The organism is Pseudonocardia sp. NPDC049635, assembly GCF_040659795.1.
Lineage (GTDB): Bacteria > Actinomycetota > Actinomycetes > Mycobacteriales > Pseudonocardiaceae > Pseudonocardia.
Map to the genome: position 1 here is coordinate 22,022 of NZ_JBFAON010000037.1, position 19,391 is coordinate 41,412.

General features: G+C 74.2%; 18 protein-coding genes. 12 read left to right on the plus strand and 6 right to left on the minus strand.

What is annotated here, in order from left to right; genetic code table 11:
• Window positions 1–77: 77 nt before the first annotated feature.
• Genes AB0J24_RS27085 through AB0J24_RS27100 form a run of 4 tightly spaced genes read left to right on the plus strand, consistent with a single transcriptional unit; the run spans window position 78 to window position 4,106 of the window.
• Window positions 78–1,109: an iron ABC transporter permease gene (locus tag AB0J24_RS27085; protein ID WP_358686516.1), complete on the plus strand. Its 1,032-nt coding sequence runs from the start codon at window positions 78–80 to the stop codon at window positions 1,107–1,109.
• A 5-nt stretch (window positions 1,110–1,114) separates the two neighbouring features.
• Window positions 1,115–1,894 carry an ABC transporter ATP-binding protein gene (locus tag AB0J24_RS27090; protein WP_358686518.1) on the plus strand — a complete coding sequence of 260 codons (780 nt, stop codon included), beginning with the start codon at window positions 1,115–1,117 and terminating at the stop codon, window positions 1,892–1,894.
• 23 nt (window positions 1,895–1,917) lie between these two features.
• Window positions 1,918–2,901 carry an ABC transporter substrate-binding protein gene (locus AB0J24_RS27095; protein WP_358686520.1) on the plus strand — a complete coding sequence of 328 codons (984 nt, stop codon included), beginning with the start codon at window positions 1,918–1,920 and terminating at the stop codon, window positions 2,899–2,901.
• Window positions 2,898–4,106, plus strand: a complete 1,209-nt coding sequence (locus tag AB0J24_RS27100) for an MFS transporter (RefSeq protein WP_358686523.1) — start codon at window positions 2,898–2,900, stop codon at window positions 4,104–4,106. Before AB0J24_RS27095 ends, AB0J24_RS27100 begins: the two co-directional genes overlap by 4 nt.
• A gap of 102 nt (window positions 4,107–4,208) precedes the next feature.
• Here the strand turns inward: AB0J24_RS27100 and AB0J24_RS27105 are convergent, their stop codons facing one another.
• A complete protein-coding gene (locus AB0J24_RS27105; RefSeq protein WP_358686526.1) occupies window positions 4,209–5,165 on the minus strand; it encodes an FAD-dependent oxidoreductase in 957 nt (318 codons plus the stop codon).
• A 74-nt stretch (window positions 5,166–5,239) separates the two neighbouring features.
• Here AB0J24_RS27105 and AB0J24_RS27110 point away from each other — a divergent pair, with 74 nt between their 5' ends.
• Window positions 5,240–5,854, plus strand: a complete 615-nt coding sequence (locus AB0J24_RS27110) for an MSMEG_1061 family FMN-dependent PPOX-type flavoprotein (protein ID WP_358686528.1) — start codon at window positions 5,240–5,242, stop codon at window positions 5,852–5,854.
• An 85-nt stretch (window positions 5,855–5,939) separates the two neighbouring features.
• Here the strand turns inward: AB0J24_RS27110 and AB0J24_RS27115 are convergent, their stop codons facing one another.
• Both AB0J24_RS27115 and AB0J24_RS27120 read right to left on the minus strand, forming a co-directional pair.
• A complete protein-coding gene (locus AB0J24_RS27115; RefSeq protein ID WP_358686530.1) occupies window positions 5,940–6,881 on the minus strand; it encodes an o-succinylbenzoate synthase in 942 nt (313 codons plus the stop codon).
• An 11-nt stretch (window positions 6,882–6,892) separates the two neighbouring features.
• Complete coding sequence (locus AB0J24_RS27120) at window positions 6,893–8,359, minus strand: NAD(P)/FAD-dependent oxidoreductase (RefSeq protein WP_358686533.1); 1,467 nt, start codon at window positions 8,357–8,359, stop codon at window positions 6,893–6,895.
• A 67-nt stretch (window positions 8,360–8,426) separates the two neighbouring features.
• Between AB0J24_RS27120 and AB0J24_RS27125 the strand changes: the two genes are divergently transcribed.
• A complete protein-coding gene (locus AB0J24_RS27125; protein WP_358686535.1) occupies window positions 8,427–9,086 on the plus strand; it encodes a TetR/AcrR family transcriptional regulator in 660 nt (219 codons plus the stop codon).
• Entirely contained in the window at window positions 9,083–9,844 is a 762-nt protein-coding gene (locus AB0J24_RS27130; protein ID WP_358686537.1) for a siderophore-interacting protein, read from the plus strand. Before AB0J24_RS27125 ends, AB0J24_RS27130 begins: the two co-directional genes overlap by 4 nt.
• Before the next feature lie 77 nt (window positions 9,845–9,921).
• Here the strand turns inward: AB0J24_RS27130 and AB0J24_RS27135 are convergent, their stop codons facing one another.
• Together AB0J24_RS27135 and speG are read right to left on the minus strand one after the other, a co-directional pair.
• Window positions 9,922–10,692 carry a MerR family transcriptional regulator gene (locus AB0J24_RS27135; protein ID WP_358686540.1) on the minus strand — a complete coding sequence of 257 codons (771 nt, stop codon included), beginning with the start codon at window positions 10,690–10,692 and terminating at the stop codon, window positions 9,922–9,924.
• 401 nt (window positions 10,693–11,093) lie between these two features.
• Window positions 11,094–11,714, minus strand: a complete 621-nt coding sequence (gene speG, locus AB0J24_RS27140; RefSeq protein ID WP_358686542.1) for a spermidine N1-acetyltransferase — start codon at window positions 11,712–11,714, stop codon at window positions 11,094–11,096.
• A gap of 273 nt (window positions 11,715–11,987) precedes the next feature.
• Here speG and AB0J24_RS27145 point away from each other — a divergent pair, with 273 nt between their 5' ends.
• Entirely contained in the window at window positions 11,988–13,655 is a 1,668-nt protein-coding gene (locus AB0J24_RS27145; RefSeq protein WP_358686545.1) for an AMP-binding protein, read from the plus strand.
• Window positions 13,656–13,720: 65 nt separating this feature from the next.
• Window positions 13,721–14,632, plus strand: coding sequence for a sucrase ferredoxin (locus AB0J24_RS27150; RefSeq protein WP_358686548.1), 912 nt, complete (start codon window positions 13,721–13,723; stop codon window positions 14,630–14,632).
• Here the strand turns inward: AB0J24_RS27150 and AB0J24_RS27155 are convergent.
• A complete protein-coding gene (locus tag AB0J24_RS27155; protein WP_358686550.1) occupies window positions 14,629–15,408 on the minus strand; it encodes an HAD family hydrolase in 780 nt (259 codons plus the stop codon). The genes AB0J24_RS27150 and AB0J24_RS27155 overlap by 4 nt on opposite strands.
• 485 nt (window positions 15,409–15,893) lie before the next feature.
• On the opposite strand from AB0J24_RS27155, the gene AB0J24_RS27160 reads away from it, so the two are divergent.
• From AB0J24_RS27160 to AB0J24_RS27170, 3 genes are read left to right on the plus strand one after another with little or no spacing between them, the layout of a single operon-like run.
• Window positions 15,894–17,006, plus strand: a complete 1,113-nt coding sequence (locus tag AB0J24_RS27160; RefSeq protein ID WP_358686552.1) for an ABC transporter ATP-binding protein — start codon at window positions 15,894–15,896, stop codon at window positions 17,004–17,006.
• A 44-nt stretch (window positions 17,007–17,050) separates the two neighbouring features.
• Window positions 17,051–18,502, plus strand: coding sequence for an ABC transporter substrate-binding protein (locus tag AB0J24_RS27165; protein ID WP_358686557.1), 1,452 nt, complete (start codon window positions 17,051–17,053; stop codon window positions 18,500–18,502).
• Window positions 18,499–19,272: a metallophosphoesterase gene (locus tag AB0J24_RS27170; protein WP_358686554.1), complete on the plus strand. Its 774-nt coding sequence runs from the start codon at window positions 18,499–18,501 to the stop codon at window positions 19,270–19,272. Before AB0J24_RS27165 ends, AB0J24_RS27170 begins: the two co-directional genes overlap by 4 nt.
• The last annotated feature ends 119 nt before the right edge of the window (window positions 19,273–19,391 follow it).

Here is a 19,391-nt window from a genome sequence, read left to right on the forward strand (position 1 = left end):
GCCTCGCAACGGTGACGCGTCGTACGCCCCACCCCCTGGCGAACGCTCCGGACGGGTGATAAATACTCACGACAATCATGTTCATCAGAAGTGCCCTCGGGCTCTCCGTCGCGCTGCTCGTGTCGATCGTCCTGGCGATCGGGCTCGGGCCCGCACCCGTCCCCCCGTCCGACACGCTGCGCTACCTGGCGGCCGCCCTCACCGGCGGGACCATCACCCTCGACGAGCTGCCGACCTACGAGATCATCTGGCAGCTCCGCACCCCGCGGGTGCTGCTCGCCGCGGTGGTCGGCGCCGGTCTCGCCGCGGTCGGCGTGGCGGTCCAGGCGCTGGTGCGCAATCCGCTCGCGGACCCGTTCGTGCTGGGGATCTCCTCCGGTGCCTCGGTGGGTGCGGTCGCCGTGATGGTGACCGGTGCGCTCGCCGTCGCCGGCATCCACGCGCTGTCGGTCGGAGCGTTCCTCGGCGCGCTCGCCGCGGCCGCGCTGGTGCACGCCGCCGCCCGACGCCGCGGACCCGCGGGCACCAGTCCGCTCCGCCTGGTGCTCACCGGCATCGCGTTGGCCTACGCCTTCCAGGCGGCGATGGCGCTGCTGATCTACCTGGTACCGCAGGGCGAGGCGACCTCCACGGTGCTCTACTGGACCCTCGGCGGTTTCGGTGCCGCGACCTGGGAGTCACTGCCGGTGGTCTCCGTCGTGGTGGTGGCCGGCATGGTGGTGCTGCGGTCCTGGGCCCGCGATCTCGACGTGCTCGCACTGGGTGACGAGACCGCCGCCAGCTCCGGTGTGGACACCCGCGTCGTGCGCCGGCGGCTGTTCGTGCTCACCTCGCTGATGACCGGTGCGATGGTCGCCGTCTCCGGCGCGATCGGGTTCGTCGGGCTGATCGTGCCGCACCTGGTGCGGATGGTCACCGGGGCGGTGCACGGGCGGGTGCTGCTGTTCGCACCGCTGATCGGCGCGGTGCTCGCGGTCTGGGTCGATCTGTTGTCCCGCACCGTCGTCGCCCCTCGCGAACTCCCGCTCGGCGTGGTCACAGCGCTGGTCGGTGTTCCGGTGTTCCTGGTGCTGCTGCGCCGCCGCGGCTACGTGTTCGGCGGGGTGTGAACCGGATGGGCCTGGAGCTCAAGGGGATCTCCGTCGTCGCCGGCGGCCGGGAGATCGTGCGCGAGCTGTCCCTCGACGTCGCGACCGGCACCGTCGTCGGGCTGGTCGGTCCCAACGGCAGCGGCAAGTCCACCGCGCTGCGCTGCATCTACCGCGCACTCCGGCCGGTCCGCGGCACCGTCCGGCTCGACGGTGACGACCTCGCGGAGTCCGGGCTGCGCGAGAACGCGCGCCGGGTGGCCGCGATGACCCAGGACCACGGGTCCGATCTCGACTTCACCGTCACCGAGCTGGTCTCCCTCGGCCGGGCACCGCACCTGGCCGGGCGCCGCTCCCCCGGCCCGGAGGACGCACGGATCTGCACCGAGGCGATGGCCCGGGTCGGTGTCTCCCACCTGGCCGATCGCGGGGTGCTGACGCTGTCCGGGGGCGAACGCCAGCGGGTGCTCGCCGCCCGCGCGCTGGCCCAGACACCCGAGGTGCTGGTGCTCGACGAGCCGACCAACCACCTCGACATCGCCCACCAGCTCGGCCTGCTCGCCGCGCTGCGCGATGCCGGGCTGACCGTGCTGGTCGTGCTGCACGACCTCAACCTCGCCGCGGCCGCCTGCGACCGGGTCGGCGTGCTCGACGACGGCCGGCTGGTCGCTGCGGGCACCCCCGAACAGGTACTGACCCCCGAGCTCGTGCAACGGGTGTTCGGCGTGCGCGCCGACGTCGTCGCGCACCCGCTCACCGGCGCTCCCCGGCTGCTCTACGCACTGCCGGCCCCCCACTTCCCGTGAACACCCCCACCCTGGAGGCTCCTGTGCGGACCACCCGCGCCGTGCCGTTGCTGCTCGCCACCCTGATCGCCGCCACCGGCTGCGGCGCCCAGGTGGCGGACGCCGACGCCGCTGCCACGACGACCGTCCCCCGCTGCGCCCAACCGGTCGAGTACCGCCAGCCGCAGGCCGCGGTCGCCTACGAGGGCGGCAGCGCCGACAAACTCTTCGCCCTCGGTCTCGCCGACAAGGTCCGCGGCTACGTCATGCCGCCGGCCAACCCGCCGGTCACCGAGTCCCCGTGGGCGCAGGACTACGCGAGCGTCGAGATGCTCTCCGACGACCTGCTCAACCGCGAGCTCGTCGTCGACGCGGGCGCCGATCTCGTGGTCGCCGGCTGGCGGTCCGGGTTCAGCGACGAGCGCGGCATCACCCCCGAGCTGCTCGACCGGCTCGGCATCCAGAGCTTCATGCACACCGAGAGCTGCTGGAACTACCCGGGCTTCGCCGAGCGGGTCACCCCGATCGAAGGTCTGTACGAGGACATGCGCCGGCTCGGCGACATCTTCGGTGTGCCCGAGCGGGCCGACGCCGTGGTCGCCGACATGCAGGCCCGGGTGGCCGCGGTCGAGGCGGCCGCGCCCCGGCTGGACCCGCCGCCGTCGGTGTTCCTCTACGACTCCGGCACCGACCGGCCGAACAGCGCGGCCAACCAGGTGCCGCCGAACGACATCATCCGCATCGCCGGGGGCCGCAACATCCTCGACGACGTCGACGGCCGCTGGACCGACGTCGGCTGGGAGACCGTCGTCGAACGCCGGCCCGAGATCATCATGATCCTCGACTACGGCGACCGGTCCGCCCAGGAGAAGATCGACTTCCTTAAGTCGCTCCCGACCCTGCGGAGCGTCCCGGCCGTGCAGAACGACAACTTCTTCGTGCTCGACTACAACGAGGGCATCTCCGGCCCGCGCAACATCGACGGCCTGGAGCGCTTCGGCGCCTACCTGCGGGAGCTGCGCCGGTGACGGCGCGGTCGGTGCTCCGCGAGCCCGCCTTCCTGCGGCTGTGGAGCGGGACGACGGCGTCCGGCCTGGCCACCTGGGCGTTGCCCTTCGTGCTCGGCCTCGCCGTCGTCGACGGCTCGGTGACCGCCGTCGGGCTCGGGCTCGCACTCGGGGTGCGCACCGCCGGGTTCCTCGCCGCCGTCCCGGTCAGCGGGGTGCTGGCCGACCGGTACTCGCGCCGGGCGACCGTCGGCTGGTCCGGCGCGGTGGCCGCGCTCGGGTCGGTCGCGGTGGCCGGTGGCCTCGGCGGGCCGCTCTGGCTGCTGCTCGCCGGGTGCGCACTGGCCGGGGCCGGCCAGGGGGCCTGCCGGCCGGCGTTCCAGGCGCTGGTCGTGGAGGTCGTCGACGCCGAGCGGCGGCAGCAGGCCAACGCGGCGATGACCTTCTCGGTGCGGGCCAGCACGCTGGTCGCACCCGCGCTGACCGCGTTGCTGGCGACCGCGTTCGGGGTCCGGGTGATCGCGCTGGTGATCGCCGCGCTCTGGGTGGTCGCCGCGGCGCTGCCACCGCGCGGGCTGCGCCGGCCGGCCCCCGCCGGAGCCCGGCCGGGCTTCCTCGCCGAGTTCGCCGAGGGCGTCGGCGAGGCCCGGCGGCACCCGTGGTTCCTGGCCGGGCTGGGTGCGCTGACCGCGGTCATCGCGACCGGGTACTCGGCGACCGGGGTGGCGCTGCCGCTGGTCAGCCGGGACACCTACGGCGGGGCGACGGTGCTCGCCGCCGCGCTCACCGGTTACACCGCCGGCGCGCTGCTCGGCGCCGTGCTGGTCGCCCGGTGGCGGCCGGTCGCCCGCGGCTGGGCGGCGCTGGCCGGGCTCGGCGTCTACGCGGTCGCTCCCCTCGCTCTGCTTACCCCGCTGCCGGTGTGGGTCGTCGTCGGGGCCTATGTGGTGTGCGGGATCGGCATCGAACTGTTCAACGTGCCGTGGTTCACCGCGGTGCAGCGCGAGGTCGACCCGGCGACGCTGGCCCGGGTGTCGTCGCTGGACTTCCTGCTCTCCTACGGGCTCGCCCCGCTCGGGCTGGCGCTGATCGCACCGGCGATCGCCACCTTCGGGCTGCAGCCGGTGCTGCTGGTCTGCGCCGCGGTGTGCGTGCTGGCCCCGGCGCTCGCCGCGCTCGCCCCGGGCGCGCGGCGGTTCTCCCGGGAGCCGGCGACGACCGGCTGAGCAGCGCTCCCCACCGGGCTCAGCCGGCCGGCCCAGCCACCCCGCCCGCCGCAGGCCCGGTCGCCCGGCCCGCGCCGCAGGCCCGGCTGCCCAACGCCCGGCTCAGCCGCCCAGCCGACCGGCCAGCTCGCGGCCGAGCCGGAGCCCGGACAGCCACGCCGTCTGCACCCGGGACCGGCCCCAACCGTCCCCGGCCAGGCCGATCCCGTCGTCGTCGAGATGGAACGACCGGTCCCGCCGCTCCCTCGGCGCGGCGTAGGGCCAGTGGTGCTGGTGGGTCCACTCCGGCTCCGCCGCGGTCCCGAGCAATCGTCCGACGGCCGCCGTCATCGTGGTGACCGCCGCCTCCGGCGCGGCCTCGTGGGCTCGGGCGAGCGCACCGGTCGAGTGCGCGACGAGCACCGGTGCCCGGTCGCCGCGCCGGTCGCCGTCGTCGGCCACCGACGCCAGCACCGGGTGATCGTTGACGAACGCGGCGGGCAGCTCGGGCCAGCCGCGACGGGCGAACCCGATGGTCAGCGCGAGAATTGGATCCCACTCCCGGTCCGCGACCACGGCGCCGGCCGCGGTGTGCGGGTCGAGCAACCGGGCGGCCTGCGGATCCGGCATCGCGAGCACGACGGCGTCGCAGGGCTCGCCGTCCACCCGCGGACGCCCGTCCGGCCCCGGGCGGATCTCACCCACCTCGCACCCGGTGCGCACCGTCACGTCCCGTGCGGACTCGGTGACCAGTGAGGGCAGACCCCCGGGCGCCGCCCAGCGCATCGGGCCGGAGCTGTCCCCGATCCGGGTCGTGCCCTCGAAGACCGCGAGCGTGTCGGTCCACTCCCGGACCAGGCCGTCGCGGCGCCACTGCCGGACACGCGTGTCGAACTCCTGGTCGGAGACGGTGAAGTAGGCGGCACCGATGTCGGCCGGGCGCCCGTCGTGCCGGTGCACCGCCAGCCGCCCGCCGACGCCGCGGGCCCGCTCCAGCACCACGACGTCCACCCCGCGGGCCGCGAGCTCCCCGGCGCAGGTCACCCCGGCGATGCCGGCCCCGACCACGATCACGCCCACGTCGACGACCATAGGCCGCCGTTTCCCGCCGCGCCCACCGCGGGTTAGGGTCACCTCACAACGAGGGGGGCGAGATGGAGGACATCACCGACGAGGCCCGGTTGCGGGAGATCGTCGCCGAGCCGTCGAAGGCGATCAAGGAGAAGGAGCGGGACCGGGTCGACGCGGTGACCGCCGAGTGGCTCGCCGCGTCGCCGTTCTTCCTGCTCGCCACCACCGGGCCGGACCGCGTCGACGTGTCGCCGCGGGGCGATCCCGCCGGCTGCGTGCTGGTGCTCGACGAGGGCCGGTCGATCGCGTTCGCCGACCGGCGCGGCAACCACCGGCTCGACTCGATGCGCAACATCCTGCACGACCCCCGGGTCGGGATGATCTTCCTGGTGCCCGGGTCGAACGACACCGTCCGGGTCAACGGACGGGCCCGGATCGTGCACCGGCCGGACTTCGCCGACCGGCTCGCCGTCCGGGGCTCGGTCCCGGAGCTGGCGATCGTCGTGCAGATCGACGAGCTGTTCCTGCACTGTGCGAAGGCGTTCCTGCGCTCGTCGCTGTGGGACCCGGCGACCTGGCCCGCCAAGGGCGAGGTGCCCAGCGCCGGGAAGCTGGTGAAGGGCCAGTACCGGATCCCCGGCCCGGCGAAGGTGATCGACGCCGCGATGCGCCGCGAGGCCAGGGCCAACCAGTACTGACCGCTGCACACCCCTTCGCCCCGGCACACACCTGCTGCAACGGGTGTGCACGGGGGCGAAGGGGTGTGCGCACCGGGGTGCGAGCTCAGCGCAGCGCGTCGACCCGGGCGTACCGGGCCCGCCACCAGGCGTCGCGCTCGGGCGGGGCGGCGACCTCAGCGCGGCGGACCGGTTCCGCGGCGCGCCGGGGCACCGGGAGGTACCCGCCGACCGGCAGCAGCCGGTCGGCGTCGGCGACGACGTCGTCGGCCAGCAACGACGCGGTGCCCAGCCCGCAGGCGTGGCGCAGCTCGGGCAGCGCCCCCGCGAGCGCGAGCCCCGCGGCCAGCCCGACGCTCGACTCGAGCGCCGAGGACACGACCACCGGCAGCCCGCACTCGGCGGCGATCCGCAGCGCGCGGCGCACCCCACCGAGCGGGGCGACCTTGAGCACCACGATGTCCGCCGCCTCGGCGCGCACCACCCGCATCGGGTCGTCGGCGCGGCGGACCGACTCGTCCGCGGCGATCGGGACGTCCACGGCGCGGCGCAGCGCGGCCAGCTCCTCGACGGTCGCGCACGGCTGCTCGACGTACTCCAGCCCCCCGGCCGCCCGCTCGATCCGGCGGATCGCGGTGATCGCGTCGTCGACCGGCCAGGCACCGTTGGCGTCCACCCGGATCAACCCGCCCGGTCCGAGCGCGTCGCGCACCGCGGCGACCCGTTCCTCGTCGGCACCGGCGGGGTCACCCCGCTCGGCGACCTTCACCTTCACCGTCGTCGCCCCGGAGGCGCGCACGATCCGCTGGGCGTGCTCCGGACCGACGGCGGGCACCGTGCAGTTGACGGGCACCCGCTCACGGACCGGTTCGGGCCAGCCGTCCTCGGCGGCCTCCCGGGCCGCGGCCAGCCAGGCCGTCGACTCCTGGTCGTCGTACTCCGGGAAGGGGCAGAACTCGCCCCACCCGGCCGGGCCGTGCAGCAGCAGCCCCTCCCGGACGGTGATCCCGCGGAAGCGGGTGGTCATGCCGAGGGCGTAGACGTGCACGGCACGCCACGTTAGGCGATCAGCTCGTGGGCGGCCGGATCGACCCGGCGGGTGCGGCGGCGGAAGGCCGACGTCGAGCCGGGCCACAGCGTGCGGTTGTTGCCCTGCTCGTCGAGATACCAGGAGGAGCAGCCGCCGGAACCCCAGACCGCGGTGCCGAGCCTGCGCTGCAGGTCGGCGTTGTGCTCGTCCTGCACGTCGGCCCGGGTGTCGATGGCGACCGCGTCGTTGCGCTCGACCAGGGCCATCGCGTCGAGCACGTAGTTCAGCTGCGACTCGATCATGAGGACCATGGAGCTGTGCCCGAGCCCGGTGTTCGGCCCGACGATGGTGAACAGGTTCGGGAAACCGGCGACGGTGGTGCCGTGGAGGGCCTGCGCGCCGTCCCGCCACACGTCGGACAGCGTGACGCCGTCCCGCCCGGTGATCGCCATCCGGCCCGGGCCGGCCGTCTGCGCCGAGCCGGGCCGGAACCCGGTGCCGAAGACGATCGTGTCGACCTCGTGCAGCACACCGTCGGCGGTACGGATGCCGCGCTCGGTGATCCGGTCGATCCCCGCGGTCTCGACCGTCACGTCGTCGCGGCGCAGGGCCGGGTAGTAGTCGTTGCTCATCAGGACCCGTTTGCACCCCATCGTGAACTCCGGGGTGACGGCGCGCCGCAGCTCCGGGTCACCGGCGAACACCCGGTGCAGGTACAACCGGGCGACCTGTTCGGCGACCCGCATGACCCGCGGGTGCAGGAAGCCGAGCACCATCGCCTCGTGCCGCCAGTAGAGCGCGGCGCGGTAGCCGGCGCGCAGTCCGGGGACCCGGCGGAACGCCCTGCGGGTCCGGTCGTGGATCGGCTTGTCCGGCTTGGGCAGCACCCACGGCGCGGTGCGCTGGAAGACCGTGAGGTGCTCGGCGACGGGGGCGACGGCGGGCACGAGCTGGATCGCGGACGCGCCGGTCCCGATCACCGCGACCCGCTTGCCGCGCAGGTCGTGGCCCGCGGGCCAGCGCGCGGAGTGGAACGCGGCGCCGGCGAACCGGTCCATCCCCTCGATCTGGGGGACGGCGGGCTCGTGCAGGGCACCGGTCCCGACGATCACGTAGCGGGCGCGGAGCACCGAGCCGTCGGCCAGCACTACGTCCCAGCCACGGCCGTCCCACTCGGCGCCGGTGACGTGCGCACCGAACCGGATCCGCTCACGCAGCCGGTAGTGGTCGGCGACGTCCTCCAGGTAGGAGCGGATCTCGGCCTGGCGGGCGAAGGTACGGCTCCAGTCATGGTTGGGGAAGAACGAGAACGAGTACAGGTGCGACTCGACGTCGCAGGCGCACCCCGGGTAGACGTTGTCCCGCCAGGTCCCACCGAGGGCGTCCGCCTTCTCCAGCATCAGCCAGTTCCGGCGGCCCGCCTCGTCCAGCCGGACGGCGGCGCCCAGCCCGGTGAACCCGCTCCCGACGATCAGCGTGTCGATCTGCCCGGACATCCGACCTTCCTCACTGTTACCAGCGGTAACATACCAGGGGTAACCTACTGCCGGTAACGTCCCGGCCATGAGCCCCCAGGCCGTTCGGACCGTGCGCCGCCGGGTGCCGCGGGCCGAGCGGGAACGCCAGATCGTGGACGCCGCCGTCGCCGTGTTCGGGGAGCGCGGGTACGCCGCCACCTCGATGGACGCCGTCGCCGAGCGGGTCGGCGTCACCAAGCCGGTGCTCTACGCCCACTTCGGCTCCAAGGAGGGGCTGCTGCTCGCCGCGATCTCGCGGGCACGGTCCGAGCTGCTCGAGGTGGTCGCGGCAGCGGCCGCCGGTGCGGCCGACCCGGAGTCGATGCTGCGTGACGGCACGCTGGCCTTCTTCACCTACCTCGACCGGCGAGCCCCCGCGTGGCAGCTGTTCTGCTCCGAGGCCGGGGTCGCCGACGCGGCGCTGGAGGAGATCCGCACCCAGCAGACCGACTTCATCGCCGCGCTCCTCGCCGCGCAGGTGCCCGGCACCGCACCGGAACGGCTGACCGGCTGGGCGCAGGTGATCGTCGGCGCGTGCGAGCGGCTCGCGGTGTGGCGCGGACAGGACGAGTCCGTCACCGCCGAGCAGGCGACCGAGTACCTGATGGAGGTGGCCTGGGCCGGACTGGCCGGGCTGGGGCGAACGGCGGGCCTGCGGGCCGCGGGCCGGCCCGCAGGCGGCGTCCGGGAGACTGGACCGCCATGAGCACGACCGCACCCCGCCTGCTGCAGGTCGCCCGCACCGAGCGGATCACCCCCGCGATGGTCCGGGTCACCCTGACCGGTGCGGAGCTGGCCGGATTCCCCGGGCACGGCCCGGACCGCCGGATCAAGATGTTCTTCCCGGTGCAGGGCCAGGAGCGTCCCGCCGTACCGCGGGCCGGCACCGGGGGCCCGGTCTGGCCGGCCGGTGCGGCCCGACCCGCGATCCGCACCTACACCGTCCGCCGCTTCTCCCCGGACGCGGGCGAGCACGGCGAGCTGGACGTCGACTTCGTCGTGCACGCCGGCCACGGCCCCGCCGCGGCATGGGCGGTGACGGCCCGGCCCGGCGCCTGGGTCGGGGTCTCCGAGCCGGGCGGCCGCTGGGAGCCCGATCCGGACGCCGAGCACCACCTCCTCATCGGTGACGAGTCCGCGCTTCCCGCCCTCGCCACCGTGCTGGAGACCCTGGCCTCGGACCACCCCGCGGTCCCCGTGCAGGCCGTCGTCGAGGTCGCCGATGCCGGTGAGGAACAGCCGCTCCCCGGAACGGCCGAGGTCCGGTGGGTGCATCGGGGCGACGCGCCGCCCGGCGGGCCGCTGGTCCGCGCGGTCCGCGCGGCCACCGTGCCGCCGGGGCGCGGGCAGGCGTGGCTGTCCGGCGAGTCGGCGGCGGTGAAGGAGCTGCGCGAGCACCTGCTCACCGATCGGGGGTTCGATCGGCGCGCCGTCTACGCGACGGGCTACTGGCGCGCCCGCTGACACCGATGTCGGCATCGAGACCGACACCAGCAGCCCCGACCCGACGGTTCGTCGCCCGCCCCGGGCGCACGGCCGGGCTACCCGTCGGTGGGTGCGGGGTCGGTGGGTGCCAGGTCGGTGGACAGCTCCCCGATGAAGTCGTCCATCGCCTCCTGCATGGTCTGCCGGAACGCGCCCAGCAGCGACCGGGTCGCCACCGGCTGCAACGCCTCCACCGCCGTCCGCAGGTCGGCGATGCCGCTGCGCGGCAGACCGGCCTCCACGTGCCGCCGCCACACCTCGTCGCGGAACAACCCGACGAACACCTCGGCGATCTCCCGGGTGCGCACCTGCAGCTCCGCCCCCGCCGCCACGACGGCCTCCGGTGAGAGTCCGAGCGCGACGGCGTGCGCCCCGGCCCGCACCATCGACGGGTTGAGGATCCGCAGCCGCCCCGGCCGGGGCCGGTCCACCAGCCCGGACCCGGTGAGCCGCGCCGTCGCCGCGGCGCTCAGCTCGGTGCCCGCCCAGAGTGCGAAGTCGTCCTCGTCGATCTCCTCCGGCTCCTCGGGCTGCCAGGGGGCGAGCATGCCCCGGTAGAGCCGAAGCGCGTCCTCGGCGCTGCCCGAGGGCGTCTGGTTGATCAGGACGCCGATCGCGGCGAGCGAGAACCCGCGCCGCTGCAGGCCGGCGATCAGCTCCAGGCGGGCCAGGTGTTCGGGCCCGTACCAGGCCGTGCGCCCGCGCATCTCACCCGGCGGGAGCAGACCGCGGGAGAGGTGGGCGCGCACGTTGCGCACGGTCATCCCGGCCTGCGCCGCGAGCCGGTCGATCGGGTACGCGTCACGCGCGGACGGCGGTCCGGACATCGATCCGGAGCCTACCCGCGCGGGCCCGGCCCGGCCTCCCGTCGCGACCCGTTCCCCGCGCCGCGCGGTCAACGGTGACACACCCGCGACGGCGCCGACGGCGACATCGCAGATAGCTTGTCGAAAACACGATCTCCGCAGCTCACAGGCTCCTCCGAGGAGAACATTGACATCGTCACGCACCCGTCGAGTACTGTTCGGCGATGTCCTCGTCAGACGGGTCGTCACCCGGGCCGGGACGGGGCCCGGCCCGGCCCCGTCCGCGCCGGCCGGCCGGTCACCGGCCGGCCGCGACCCGCCTGGCGTCGACCTGCCGGACGTCGGCCGCATGCCCGCGGCCGGCGCCCACCGGGCCGGCCGGCGGGTCCCCCTCCCTGCCGGCCGGCTCGGGCCCCGGGAGATCAGCTCCGGCCGAGATGCTCGCGCTGCAGGATCGCCATCCGGTAGGCGTCCCGGTAGCGCCCGTCGGCGAAGTACTCCTCGCGCAGGGTCCCCTCGACGGTGAACCCGGTCTTCTCGTACACGCGCACCGCCCGCGGGTTCTCGACGTCGACGACCAGGTAGATCTTGTGCAGGTTCAGCACACCGAAGGCGTAGTCGAGTGCGGCCCGGGTCGCCCGCCCGGCCAGCCCACGCCCCTGGTGACCGGGATGCACGATGATCTGGAACTCGGCGTTGCGGTGGATGTAGTCGATCTCCACCAGCTCGACCAGGCCGGCCCGCTCCCCCGCGCAGTCGATGATGAAGCGGCGCTCCCGGCTGTCGTGCACGTGCCGGTCGTAGATCTGCTGCAGCTCGACGAGCGCCTCGTAGGGCTCCTCGAACCAGTAGGACATGATCCCGGAGTCGTTCGACAGTCCGTGCACGAACGGGAGGTCGTCGCGCTCGAGGGCGCGCAGCCGCATCTCCGGCCCGGTGCCGCCCGGCACGCTCAGCGCCCCGCGCGCACCCGCTGCGGGGTACAGGCCGGGCAGTCCCGCCAGGGCAGGGTCCGCGCGTCGGCGGGACGTGGCGCGCCGCACCGGCAGACGCCGGCGATCCCTCCGAAACCGGGCATTGCCTTGGCCGGGCGGCCGGCCCGGACGAGTGGCCGGGCGGAGGCGGACGTGCGGGCAGGCAGGTACAGACGCATCAGGATCCCCGACGGTGTGTGGTGGAGGGTGGCGACCGGTGGGTCACCGACGGATACTTCGTCTTCACTCTACGAAACATGACGGACATACCCCGTGAGCTCTGACACAGATCACCGCAACGGGTCCGGCCGCCGGCCGGATGCCCCTGCGAGACTTCGCTTCATGGCCGCCTCCCCGCTGATCCGGAATCTGACCGGCACCGCCCGCACCGCCTACGAGCTCGGCAGCGGCACCGCACGCGCGGGGGTCGCGCTGGCCCGGTCCGGCGTCGTCCGCCCGGTGGGCCCCGGCCGGCTGTTCGGCATGGGACGCGCCCTGGTGCGCTACGGCCACAGCATCACCGCCGCCTTCGCGGTCGGCGCCGCCCGCCACCCCTACCGGCTGGCCGTGGTCGACGACGACGGCGTCACCACCTACCAGGAGCTGGAGGAGCGCACCGATCGGCTGGCACTGGCCCTGCTCGACTCCGGCGCGGGCCCCGGTGCGCCGGTCGGCATCCTGTGCCGCAACGCCCGTGCCCCGATCGAGGCGATGGTCGCCGCCGGGAAGGTGGGCGCCGACGTCGTCCTGGTCAACACCGGGTTGTCCGCCGAGCAGATGCGCGGCGTCCAGGAGCAGCAGGGGCTGCACACCGTCGTCGCCGACCAGGACTTCCTGGAGATCGTCCCGGCCGGTCCGCGGGTGGTGCTGACGAGCACGCCGGACGGCCCGCGCCCGGCCGGTGACCGGGTGCTGGACGACCTCGAGGCGATGGTCGCCCGCAGCGGTCCGGGTGAGCTGCCGTTCCGGCCGGAGCCTTCGAAGCAGATCGTGCTGACCTCGGGGACCACCGGGACCCCGAAGGGCGCCAAGCGGCCGCACCCGTCCACGCTCGCCCCGGCGGCGTCGATCCTCTCCGCGATCCCGCTGCGCGCGGCGGAACCGGTGCACATCGCCGCTCCCCTGTTCCACACCTGGGGCAACGCCGGTCTGCTGCTGGCGGCGCTGCACGGCGCCACGATCGTCCTGCGCCGCAAGTTCACCCCCGAGGATTTCCGGGCCGCGGTGACGCACCATCGCTGCACGACCGTGTTCGCGGTGCCGGTGATGCTGCAGCGGGTGCTCGACTCCGGGGCGACGGGATGGGGCTCGTCGCACGCCCCGCGGATCGTCGCTGTCTCCGGCTCGGCGCTGCCGGGCGGGCTGGCGGGCGCGTTCATGGACCGGTTCGGTGACTGCCTCTACAACCTCTACGGCTCCACCGAGGTCTCCTGGGTCTCAATCGCCGGGCCGCAGGATCTGCGCGACGCCCCTGGCACCGCGGGCCGGGCGCCGGCGGGCACCACCCTGGTGGTCCTCGACGAGAACGACGAGCCCGCCGCACCCGGCGTGCCGGGCCGGGTGTTCGTGGGCAACGACCTGCCGTTCGACGGTTACACCGGCGGCGAGGCGGGCCTGGAGGAACGGGACGGGCTGCTCGGGACCGGCGACGTCGGGCACCTCGACGAGCAGGGCAGGTTGTTCCTGACCGGCCGGGCCGACGACATGATCGTCTCCGGCGGGGAGAACGTGCACCCCGGTCCGGTCGAGGATCTCGTGTCCGGGATGCCGGGCGTGCGCGAGGCCTGCGTGCTCGGCGTCGAGGACGAGGAGTACGGCCAGCGGCTGGCGGCCTGGGTCGTGCGCGATCCCGACCGCACAGAGGGCACTGTGACGGCCGACACCATCCGCGCGAAGGTCCGTTCCGACCTGGCGAAGTTCGCGGTCCCGCGGGACGTGCACTTCCTGGATGAGTTGCCGCGCAACCAGACCGGCAAGGTGTTGCGAGCGGAGCTGCCCGGCCGGGAGTGACCCTCGACCGGGTGGCGAGCCCGATCCCGACTTGAACTTAGGGTCGGCTTCCCTACACTGACCCGATGACGGTGACGGCCGCGCAGCACGCTCCCGCGCCCGCCCCTGCCCGGCAGGGCACCGGCTGTGCCGTGCTCAGCAGGGCCGCCGGTGAACCGCTCGCGGGTACCGCCCCGGCGGCGCGCCGGCTGGTCGCGGTGGAGCACGTCGGTGCGTGGCCGCGCACCGTCGCCGATCATTCCGACCCCGATGTCACCGAGCTGTTCCACCGGCTCCGTGCCGACGGCATCGTGCTGCTGCTGATCCGGCGCACCGGCCGGGCCGGGCGGGACTGCGACGGAGCGCGCACCGTCTACGTCGCGGATCTCGTCCCCGGTGCGTCCCGGGTGACCAGCCGCACGGTCCGCTCCACCGACGACCTGGCCGGGATCACGTTCGACCCGGAGGCCGGTGAGCCGGTCACCGATCCGGTGCTGCTCGTCTGCGCGCACGGCAGACGCGACGTGTGCTGCGCCGTCCGGGGCCGGGCACTCGCCGCGGAGCTGGCCGCCGAGTCCGCCGATGTCTGGGAGTGCACACACCTGGGCGGGCACCGGTTCGCCCCGACCGCGCTGGTGCTGCCCACCGGTTACGCCTACGGCAGGCTCGACACCGGCAGCGCCCTCGCCGCGCTCAAGGCGGCCGGCGAGGGGAACGTCGACCCGTGGTCGTGCCGCGGACACGCCGGGTTGGACCCGGTGGCGCAGGTCGCCGAGCTCGCGGTGCGCGAGCACACCGGTATCGGCGACGCCGGCGCGCTGCTCGTGCAGCCGGTGGACGGTCCGGGCCCGGTCGTCGTCCGGGACCGTGGGGGCCGCCGCTGGGCGGTGGACGTGTGCGCCGACGGCAGCCTGCCGCCGCGGCCGCCGTCCTGTGGTGCCGCCCTGGAACCGACGACGCCGCTGGTCGCAGGCACCCCGGTCGCGCTGCGCGGTTAGAAGAACCGCCGCAGCGCGGCGGCGAGACCGTCGTCGGTGACCGATGCGGTGGTCTCGTCGGCGTCCGCCCGGACCTCGTCCGGCGCCTGCCCCATCGCGATCCCGTGCCCGGCCCAGCGGAGCATCTCGCGGTCGTTGTCCCCGTCGCCGACGGCCAGCACCTCGGACCGGTCGATGCCCAACCGCGCGGCGACCCGGGCCAGGCCGGAGGCCTTGGACACCCCGGCCGGGACCAGCGTCACCCAGGGCAGCTCGTGATCGAGGGTCATCGTGACACCGTCGACGTCGAGTGCGGCGGCCCGCGCCGCGGTCTCGGCCGGGGTCCGGCCCGGCCAGTAGGCGATCAGCTTCGGCGTCGGTTCGCGCAGCAGACCGGCATGCCCGACCTCGGTGACGGTCCCGGCGAGCAGGCCGTCCGGGAACGGGCCGCTGACCCGCTGTCCGACGCCGACGTGCTCGGCGGCGAACACGGCGCCCGGGAACAACTCCCGCAGCCGGCCCAGGGCCGCGGTGACGTCGAACCGGGCCACCGACAGCACCTCGCGGGACGCGGTGTCCATCTCGACGGCACCGTTCGAGGTCAGCGTGACGCCACCGGTGAGCCCGATCTGGTCGAGCGCGACGGCCGCGCCGATCACCGTGCGGCCGGTGCAGAGCATCACCTCGGCGTGATCGGCGGCCGCGGTGATCGCCGCCTGCACGGCGGGGGACGGGGGGTTGCGGCCGTCGACGATCGTGCCGTCGATGTCCAGGGCGACGAGCCGTGGGCGGTGCACGGGCCGAGCCTAGACCGGGCTCGCCGGGGCCCCGACAACCCCGTCCGCGGCCCCGGGAGATCACCGGCCCACACAGCAGCCACCGCGCCGGTTGGACGAGGACGGGTCGATCTCCCACGATCTCGAACCTGCGCAGGACGTGAGCGGAGCGACCCCACGACTCGCTGATGCGGATCGGGCCGGTGCCGGTGCCGCAGAGGTGTCCGTCCGATGACCGAAGTCGCCGGGCCGAACTCCCGTTCGAGGCAGTCGTCGCGCACCGGGGTGGCCATGCAGGTCCTGGCGGGCGCCCCTCTGCGATCGAGGCCGCAGGGATCGTGCTCGATTTCTGATCGATCTACCGGAATCGCCGATCGTCGCAGGCTGACGGCCCGTTGGTACGGCACCGGACCCGGTCCTCGCGACGACCGGACACCGTTCGTTCACCACCGTGCCGTGTCGCGCTGCTGACATTCGTGCTCGGCCACTACCGAAGGAGACCTGCGGTGAGCCGCATCCAGATCGAGGGTCTGACCCGCCGTTTCGCCGACGTCACCGCGGTCGACGGTGTCTCGCTCGACGTCGCCGACGGGGAGTTCCTCGTCCTGCTCGGCCCGTCCGGCTGCGGGAAGTCGACCCTGCTGCGCATGGTCGCCGGGCTGACCCCGCCGACCGGCGGCCGGATCCTGCTCGACGACCGTGACATCACCGCTGTCGCACCGCGCGAGCGCGACCTGGCGATGGTGTTCCAGAGCTACGCGCTCTACCCGCATCTGACCGTCGCCCGCAACATCGGTTTCCCGCTGCGTGCCCGGCGACGGCGGGACGTCGACGCGAGGGTGGCCGAGGTCGCCTCGGTCCTGGGGCTGCGCGAGCTGCTCGGCCGCCGGCCGCGGGAGCTGTCGGGTGGGCAGCGTCAGCGGGTGGCGCTGGGCCGGGCGCTGGTACGTGACCCGGGCGCCTTCCTGCTCGACGAGCCGCTGTCCAACCTGGACGCGACGCTGCGCACCGCGACCCGTGCCGAGCTGACCGGCCTGCACCGCAGGCTGGGGTCGACGTTCCTCTACGTGACCCACGACCAGGTCGAGGCGATGACGATGGCGACCCGGATCGCCGTGCTCGCCGAGGGCAGGCTGGAGCAGGTCGGCACCCCGCAGGAGGTCTACGACGCACCCGCGTCGACGTTCGTGGCCGGGTTCATCGGCTCGCCCGCGATCGGTCTGCTCCCCGCCCGGCTGCACAGCGTTGGCGGTGGGCTGCGGGCCGTCGGCGACGGCGTCGACGTGCCGTTGGGCGCCGGGGAGGAGTCCGGGGGCCGGGAGGTCCTCGTCGGAGTCCGACCCGAGCACCTGCGGATCGCACCCGATGGTGCCGGCAGCGGTGCCCAATGGCGTGGCACGGTCCGGCTCGTCGAGAACCTCGGTGGCGAGGAGGTCGCCCACCTCGATGTCGGCGCCGGCCGCATCGCGCTGCGCGGGCCCCGGCCCGTCGGGCTCGACGTGGGTGACCACGTCACCCTGACCTGCGACCCCGGTCGTGTCCACCTGTTCTCCGCCGCCGGTGGCCGCCGGCTGGTCCGAACCCCCGATCCCGACCACGCCGCCATGGCGTCGGTCTGAAACCCCGAGGAGTCGACGTGCGTTATCTCCGTCCCGCCGCGGCCGTGCTGGTCGCGTCCGCCCTGCTCGCCGGCTGCGGGGTCGGCGGATCCGGGTCGTCGGCACCGGGTGGCGGGTTCAGGCCGGCTCGACGACCAGCGTCATCGTCAACGAGTGCCCGACCCCGAGCCCGGGCCCCCCCCCCGGGGGGGGGGGGGGGGGGCGCCCCCCCCCCCCCCGCAGCCGGTGGCGTCGAGCGCGCCCCCGAGCTGGCGCCCGACCAGCAGGTCTCGATCACCTTCGAGTCCTACAACTTCGGTCAGGCCGGGCCGTGGACCGACACCTTCGAGGAGCTCCTCGCGGCCTTCCACACCGAGCACCCGAACATCACGGTGACCGCCCAGAAACCCCAGGGCACCAGCTCGAACCCGGCCGCGGACACCGTGTCGAGCCTGCAGACCCAGGCCGCGACCGGCAACGCCCCGGACGTCGCGCAGGTCGGGTTCTCCGACATGGGTTTCCTGGTGGACTCGCTCGGCGCCAAGTCGCTCGACGATCTCGTCGGCGCCGACACGGTGCAGGAGAACTTCGGCGGCACCCATCCGTTCGCTCCGGCGACGACCACCCTCGGCCAGTTGGACGGTGTCACCTACGGCGTGCCGTTCGTGCTGTCCACACCGGTGCTCTACTACAACGCGTCGCTGTTCACCGCAGCCGGCTTGGACCCGGCCACGCCCCCCGCGACCTGGGCCGAGGTCGCCGACGCGGCCACCCGGATCGTGGCCGCGACCGGCAAGGAGGGTGCCTACGCGGACTGCGTCACCACCCAGGCGAAGGACTGGTGCCTGCAGAGCATCGTCCGGTCCAACGGCGGCCGGGTGATCTCCGAGGACCGCTCCACCCTGCAGTACGCCGAGCCACCTGCGGTGGAGGCGATCTCGACACTCGCCGACATGGTCTCCTCCGGTGCCACCCCGAAGTTCACCCAGCAGCAGGCCGTCGAGGCGTTCGCCCGAGGTGAGCTGGGCATGATCCTGGAGTCGTCCTCCCTGGAGGGCACGTTCGGCAAGGGCGCGGCGGGCGGGGGCTGGGAGCTGCGCGGCGCGGCGACCCCGTCGTTCGGCGACGCCCCGGCGGTACCCACCAACTCGGGTGCCGCGCTCTACGTGCTCTCCGACGACCCGGCCCGCCAGCGCGCGGCCTGGGAGCTCATCACATTCCTGACCAGTGACGAGGCGTTCACCCAGATCGCGAAGAACATCGGCTACCTGCCGCTGCGCACCGGCCTGATGGACTCCACGCTCGCGGACTGGGCCGCCACCAACCCGACCACCGCCATCAACATCGACCAGCTCAACCGGATGGAGCCCTGGGTGTCGTTCCCGGGCGAGGACTACCTCCAGATCCGCGACGGGATGATGGACGCCGTCGAGCAGGTCGTGCTGCAGGGGGCGGATCCGCAGGCCACCCTGACCGCCGCCCAGGAGCGGGGCCAAGCCCTGCTGGAGAGCCCGTGAGCTGGCTCGCCGTCGTCTCCGACATCCACCTGACCCCGGACCCGGAGTCCGCCGCGGCACTGTCGAGGGCCCTGGCCCGGATCGGCGCGGGCACCCCGCCGGACGCGCTGATCCTGCCGGGTGACCTCGCCGCGGACGGCAGGCCGGAGGCCTACGACACGTTGCGCCGCCTGCTCGAGCCGGTGGGTGTCCCGGTCGTGCCGGTGATGGGCAACCACGACGGGATCGAGCCCTTCACCGCGGCGTTCGGCACCCCGGACCGAACGCTGCGGATCGGGGGGACGCGGATCGTGGCGCTGGACAGCACGATCCCGGGCCACCATCACGGTCGGCTCGGGGCGGAGCAGTTGGAGTGGCTCGCGGCCGAGCTCGCCGAGCCGGCCCCCGAGGGGACGGTGCTGGTCCTGCACCATCCGCCGTTGCCGTCGCCGGCCCCGTCGGTGGACCTGCTGCGGCTGCGGGAGCCGGAGAAGCTCGGTGAGGTCCTGGCCGGCTCGGACGTCCGGATGATCGTGTGCGGGCACGCCCACCACGCCGGGGCGGGCGTGCTCGCCGGGATCCCGGTGTGGGTCGCGCCCGCGCTGGTCCACCAGGTGGACGTGTTCCCGCCGGTGGGGCGGTTGCGCGGGGTCGCGGGGGCGTCGCTGAGCCGGGTCGACCTGTTCGCCGACTGCACGGTGGCCACTGCGGTCCCCCTCGACGGCGACCCGGTGTACGACGTCGACGCCGCCGAGCGGATCGCCTGGATGACCGAACGGATCCCCCGGTGACGACGCTCGTCGAGGTGCCGGCGCCGGTGGCCGTGTCCGGCTGGGGGATCGTCGCGCTGACGACCGGCCTCGAGTACCCGTGGTTCCTCTGGGTCTCCGCGCCACCCGGTGCGGTGCTG